This is a genomic window from Mesorhizobium sp. CNPSo 4684 (genome assembly GCF_057784315.1).
Map to the genome: position 1 here is coordinate 1 of NZ_JBWLUX010000114.1, position 354 is coordinate 354.

1 pseudogene is annotated in these 354 nt (G+C 64.7%); it reads left to right on the top strand.

The features are described 5' to 3' along the window. Nucleotides 1-159 precede the first annotated feature (159 nt). Nucleotides 160-354 (top strand): annotated as a pseudogene (locus tag AC04SG_RS32930) (ABC transporter); the annotation flags it as partial.

The following is a 354-nucleotide window of genomic DNA, read 5'->3' on the forward strand; positions in this document are numbered from 1 at the left end:
CCCCCCCCCCCCCCCCTGGCCGCCCCGGGCTGGTCTGTCATCGCATCGGTCCGAAAGTCGTGGTCGATTTTCGGCAAGCCCGGTGCGAAGATTTGGAGCGCCGGAGCGTGGCAATGCGTCCGCATGGACGTGTGGCGCTCTGGCCGAAGCGGGGCGCCGATGCTGCGATATATTCTCCGGCGGCTTCTGACCGCCATACCGACGCTATTCGTCATCGTGACGATGGCGTTCTTCCTGATACGCGTCGCACCAGGCGGTCCGTTCAATCAGGAGCGGGGCTTGAGCCCCGAGATCAGGGCCAATCTGGAAGCTCAGTTCGGCCTCGACGATCCGCTCTGGCTGCAATATGCCCAC